Below are 5,743 nucleotides of genomic sequence, written 5' to 3' on the forward strand. Positions count from 1 at the left end.
CTTTTCACCAAGTTTTCACTATTCTCTATTAGACTTCAGGTATCAAGTAGAAAGGAGGAAAGAGAAATGAATACGAAAGTGAAAAAAGGTATTTTCTGGGGTGTAATCATTGCTGCGATGGTTTTGGTGGTGAATGTACTCCACTATCTTTTAGGAGGTCATAGCGAATATGCCGAAGTCCGCCACGGACATGAACATGGACCTGGAGGATCGGGTGCACGTGGTGATTTCGAAGGCCGCCATTTTTTGAACGGCGGCCCGCACCACGAAGGAGGATTCCCTTGGCTCTTCCTTATTATTGGACTAGCTCTTGTGGTTATCTTAGTGAAATGGCTTCGAAAGAAAGCTAAGGCAGCATCAATGGACCAATTTATTGACACATCTCTAGTGAGTTCACATACACCGGTACTGAATCAAAGTGGAAATATTTTAGATCAATGGGAACAAAATTTAACCAATAAAAAGGAGAATGTTTAAAATGGGTATTTTTAAAAGAGTAAAGACGATAACAATGGCAGAAATCAATGGATTACTAGATGGAATCGAAGATCCGATTGCTATGTTAAATGAATATTCTCGCGAAATGGAGCAAGAAATTCTAAAAGGTCAGAAAGCTTTGGCTCGCCAGATTTTTGTAGAGAATAAGCAAGCTGCACTCATTTTGGAGATGGAGGGTTTAGTAGAAAAGAGAACACGTCAAGCGAAACTAGCCATCGAACATGGTGAGGATTCAATTGCGAAGTTGGCGGTCCAAGAGAAACTAGTTCATGAAAAGCAACTCAACCTTTACAAGCAACAGTATGAAGCAGTGAAAGCCCAAACTAAACTTCTGATCGAAAAACTTGATCACCTGAAAGAAACCTATAATCAAATGCAGCATAAGAAAATCCTCTTAGCTTCCCGTGCTAATGTTGCTCAGTCAACGAAGCAGATTCAAAATGCAACGGTATCTTTCCAAACCGACAACATTGCAAGAGGAGTCGCTCGCGCGGAAGAGCGGATTTTAATGATGGAAGCAGAGGTGCAAGCGGGTCAACAGTTTTCAACACCATTAGCCCAATATGACGCGGCATACAGCAATTTTATAAATGATGAAGAATTAAATCAGGAACTTGAAAAGTTAAAAAATGAAAAAGTTCTGCAATTAGAAGAAATCACAAAATAGTAGAAGAGGAGCGCCGATCATTTCTGGTGCTTCTTTTTTTCTATCAAAACATGTTCTTAAGCTAATTTTAAGATTGCGTTGCTAGATTTGAGTTACTAATGGTGATGAGATTTATCATAAACTCAATCTCAAAGGGGTTAATTGCATGAATATTTTATTAGCAGAAGATGATATCCGTCTCGGAGAATTAATCGTTTATATGTTGAAAAAGAAGGGTGGCTACCAAGTCGAGTGGATTACTGAAGGAGAGGATGCTTACTATTACGCCACCTCCGCTCACTATGATGTTGTAATCATGGATTGGATGATGCCAAATGGGACAGGTGTGGAAATTTGCAGGCGATTGCGGAATCAAGGTTATTCCGGTGCGATCCTGATGTTAACCGCCAAGGATACGGTTGGGGACCGGATTGAGGGTTTAGATTCCGGTGCAGATGATTACCTTGTTAAACCGTTCGAAATTGATGAGCTATTGGCTCGGCTCCGTGCACTTTCCCGTCGAAACTATGCACCGATTTTGGAGGAGGAGATCCAAATCCACGATATGGTTTTGAATCGGATGAGCCATGTTGTTCGTTTAGATCGAGAGGAAATTCAATTAAGCCCTCGTGAATTTCAGTTATTAGATTTAATGGTGAAGAATAAAGGGCAGGTCCTGCCGCGTGAAGTGATTCTAGAGCGAATCTGGGGCTTTGATTCAGAGGTTGCTCCTAAAACCATTGATGCGACCGTCAAATTAATCCGCAAGAAGCTCCAATCTTTCGGAAAACAAGATTTGCTGCAAAGCGTTAGAGGGGTAGGGTACAAGTTTGGAAACTAAATTGGGATCAATCATCCGGGCATTCACGAACCGTGGTGAAAATGATATTTTTAAAAGTACCCAAGGTCGATTAACGCGCATGTATAGTGGGTTGATCATGCTTTTTCTTATCTTTTTCATCGCGACTGTTTATGTCATCCTCTATGTTGTCATCTTGAACAACCAGGAACGTGAACTTCAATCATTAGTGAATCAAGAAGCGAGTTTCATTGAGAATTATTTGATAAAAAATGAAAAGAATGACCTGCAAGGGATGGATGATCAAGAGGTGGTGTTTGCTGGAGTTAATCAGTTTTTTTATTATGTTGTGAATTCCAGTGGAGAAATAATAATGGGTAATGAATCCGATCAGCGGGTCCGTCCTGAACTGCTTCGGCTAATAAATGGAAGTGTTCAAAATGAACGGGAGATTCGAAAGGAAACTCTGCATGTTGAAATGAAAGCGAACGGCAGGGGAATGAAGGGCGAGTTTCGTCCGCGTGAGGCCCCTCAAGATATTCGGCTAATGATTGCAAGTCGGTCCATTTATGATAAGGGTCAATTCATTGGACGTTTGTATGTTGGAAAAGATATGACCTTTACCTATCAGCTTTTCCACTCGCTATTAATGATATTGATTGCCATCGGCATTGTCTTTTTAGGTCTAGCCATATACATGAGTGTGGTCATGTCAAAAAGAGCGATGGTGCCAATTAGCAGAGCATTTACAAGGCAGCGTGAATTCGTAGCAGACGCCTCGCATGAACTACGGACACCTTTAAGTGTTTTGCTGTCTTCGATTGATGCGGTGGATATGACGATTGAACCTCAAAAGAAAGACATGGTGGAGAAAATCCTGGCGAATATGAGACAAGAAGTGAAGCGAATGACACATCTGGTGAGCGACCTTTTGACACTGGCTCGGTCCGACGCAAATACAATGCAACTTAGTGTAGAGACCTTTGACTTCCGCCCCCAAGCAGAAAGAGCGATAGATTCCGTTCGTCCGCTGGCGGCGGCAAAACAAATTTTGCTCCATTTGAATGCACCGGCTTCGCTGATTACGGTCGGCGATTCGCAAAGATTATCACAGCTATTATATATTCTATTAGACAATGCGATTAAATACACACCACAAGGGGGGGAAGTGAAGCTTTCACTGGCAATAGCAGGTCAACAGCTATGTATCTCCGTTCAGGACACAGGAATCGGCATTAAAGCCGAAGATTATCAGCGCATTTTCGAACGGTTTTACAGGTCTGATCAATCTCGCTCCCGGCAAATGGGTGGACATGGATTGGGGCTTTCCATCGCCAAGTGGATTGTTGACACACATAAAGGGACGATTAAAGTTACAAGTGAACTTGGAAAAGGCAGTACATTTATCATTTACATCCCAATAGTTTCTAAAGGATAGCATTAAGGCGGACAGTGCCTAGCACCGTCCGCCTTAATTTAATGAATTAATTCGCCTTGCTTTCATACTCCATGGCTGCATCTTTTTCTAACAGTCCAACTTGAATAAGGCCCTTGAGAATCCCATGATTAGAAGCTGATGTTGTGATCAAATCAGCAGCAGCCTTCGCTTCGGGAACCCCGTTACCCATAGCAATCCCTGTCCCAATCATCGTTAACATCTCCAAGTCATTCAAACCATCGCCAAACGCATAACAATGCACATTATCGATATCCAAGTACTCAAGCAGTTTGCGTATACCAACTGCTTTTGAGGCACCTTTTGGAAGGAAATCATAAGCGTAATCATGCCACTTAACGAAGTCGAAGTCAGGGTAGCGATTGACGTATAGTTGTTTATCCCCTTGATTACAGTAAAGATGTCCTTGATATATCGGTCGATTTTGATAAAACTCTTCATCAATCATCGGATAGGGCATCATCAATGAGTCAAAACTCGTTTCAATTAATGGATGGTTTCCTTCGCTAACTTTAAAATCATTGCGGCTGCAATAGGCGAGAGCATGCCCTTTACTTGCTGTCAAAGTGGAAATCGACTGAAGACGCTCAGGGTTGATTGGATTTGCATAAATTTCCTGCCCGTCAAACACGACATATTGTCCATTCATCGAAACAAAAGAATCGATATTTAATTCTTTTTGAATCCAATAAAACATTTTCGGGACACGACCGGTGGCAATAACGGTGTGAACGCCTTTTTCCTGAAGTAAACGAACGGCCTTCTTTGTGGAGTCTGGAATAACTTTATCCTCATTAAGCAACGTACCATCAATATCAAAAAACACGATAGGCTTTTTCATTTTTCTTTCCCTCCATAAAATCACAACACAGTCGTTACGCTTAGGGGGTCCTGATAACGCTGACTATGTGTTGTGAACTACTGCAATAACAGAATATTTTATGAAACGCATTTCAGGTCAAGTGGATTTTATAAAAAATTCTGTTTTAGCAGTTACGCAAGGTAAGAAAAGGAAGTAGGAAACGATTGAGACTTACACAGTTCTGCGCTCAATTAATTTTACAGGGATTTCATTTTGTGCAATTACATCATTTTTAAGGATCCCTTGTAAAAATAGTTTCCTGCCAATATCCTCAAGTGGGATTTCAATCGTGGTGATATTCATCATTTTAGCGACGGGCTGATTATTAAAACTAATAATTGCAAGATCGTCTGGAATGGACACACCTAGATTTTGTGCACAGGTAACAATCCCAGCTGCAACCTCATCACTTGTTACCAGTAACGCTGTTGGGGGATGGGCCATTTGTTTAATCTGTTCAACAATCTTTTCGCCATCCTCAAAATGAAGACAATCTTCAAAAATATAGGCAGGTTCATATGGCAATTGATATTTTTCTAAAAATTTTTTATACGCTAAAGCTCTGTTTCTACTATTTGTACCGGATTTTCGTCCAATGCAATAACCAATTTTATGATGGCCTTTATGATATAAGTAGTCTAGTGCAAAAAGAAAACTAGTATAATGATCCACAAAAATGGAGGATACATTTTTTCCTCTGGTATCTTCACATAAAACAATGGGGCCAAAAGGCAAATAGGCTTCGATTGTGGACCACGTGCATGTTCTTGAACAAATAATTAATCCATCAATTTGTTTTTGTTTTAGCATCTGCAATGCTTCTAATTCCCGGCTTTCCACATAGTTGGTCTGAAACAGAACCAAATTATAATGGTTTTTTAGCGCTTCATTAGCGATCCCTTTCATTAACAAGGCAAAGTAAGGGTGATCGATAAAAGGGACCACAACACCAACTAGAAACGTTTTTCCCGTACTTAAATGGACTGCATTAATATTTGGTTGATAATTACTATGCCTAATCGCTTCTAAAACCGCATTCCTTTTTTCAGCTTTTACATAGGGATGATTATTTAAGACTCGAGAAACAGTAGTTACCGAGACGCCTGCCATCTTGGCCAAATCTTTTATATTTGTCATACCATTACCTTCCTTAGCGGTGCCTGACACTCTGCAGCCTGCATTTCAATCCCGCGATTTTCAGTACTATTTATATAATTGTATAGTATAACCGAGTTGTATTATAGTAACAGTCCTTCATTGTATCCATATGAATAAAGGAATGTTTATCTTAAAAAAGATACCAATTTATTTTAGAATACTAGTTGACTTTAATTATATATGATAGTAATATAGTAAATCTGATGAGGGCATTGGAATTGAGAGTATGTAATTTCTAAAAAAACAATCCTTCAACAGTTGACAAAAATGATTGTGGTTGTTATGATAGTAATCTCGTTAATTCGAAAAATATTATTTAAAAAT

General features: G+C 39.9%; 6 protein-coding genes. 4 read left to right on the forward strand and 2 right to left on the reverse strand.

Features of this window, described 5'->3' with window-relative positions; genetic code table 11:
* Positions 1–66 precede the first annotated feature (66 nt).
* From V7137_RS21775 to V7137_RS21790, 4 genes are all read left to right on the forward strand, one after another.
* On the forward strand, positions 67–477 hold the full coding sequence (locus V7137_RS21775) for a hypothetical protein (RefSeq protein WP_335700007.1): 411 nt from the start codon (positions 67–69) through the stop codon (positions 475–477).
* Position 478: 1 nt separating this feature from the next.
* Complete coding sequence (locus V7137_RS21780) at positions 479–1,165, forward strand: PspA/IM30 family protein (protein WP_335700008.1); 687 nt, start codon at positions 479–481, stop codon at positions 1,163–1,165.
* A 145-nt stretch (positions 1,166–1,310) separates the two neighbouring features.
* Positions 1,311–1,985, forward strand: coding sequence for a response regulator transcription factor (locus V7137_RS21785; RefSeq protein WP_335700009.1), 675 nt, complete (start codon positions 1,311–1,313; stop codon positions 1,983–1,985).
* Entirely contained in the window at positions 1,975–3,381 is a 1,407-nt protein-coding gene (locus V7137_RS21790; protein WP_335700010.1) for a sensor histidine kinase, read from the forward strand. The genes V7137_RS21785 and V7137_RS21790 overlap by 11 nt, the downstream gene beginning before the upstream one ends.
* A 46-nt stretch (positions 3,382–3,427) precedes the next feature.
* On the opposite strand, the gene V7137_RS21795 is transcribed toward V7137_RS21790, so the two are convergent.
* Together V7137_RS21795 and V7137_RS21800 are read right to left on the reverse strand one after the other, a co-directional pair.
* Positions 3,428–4,240, reverse strand: a complete 813-nt coding sequence (locus V7137_RS21795) for a Cof-type HAD-IIB family hydrolase (RefSeq protein WP_335700011.1) — start codon at positions 4,238–4,240, stop codon at positions 3,428–3,430.
* A 192-nt stretch (positions 4,241–4,432) separates the two neighbouring features.
* A complete protein-coding gene (locus tag V7137_RS21800; protein WP_335700012.1) occupies positions 4,433–5,398 on the reverse strand; it encodes a LacI family DNA-binding transcriptional regulator in 966 nt (321 codons plus the stop codon).
* Positions 5,399–5,743 lie beyond the last annotated feature (345 nt).

It is taken from the genome of Neobacillus drentensis, from assembly GCF_036962765.1.
GTDB lineage: Bacteria > Bacillota > Bacilli > Bacillales > Cytobacillaceae > Neobacillus > Neobacillus drentensis_C.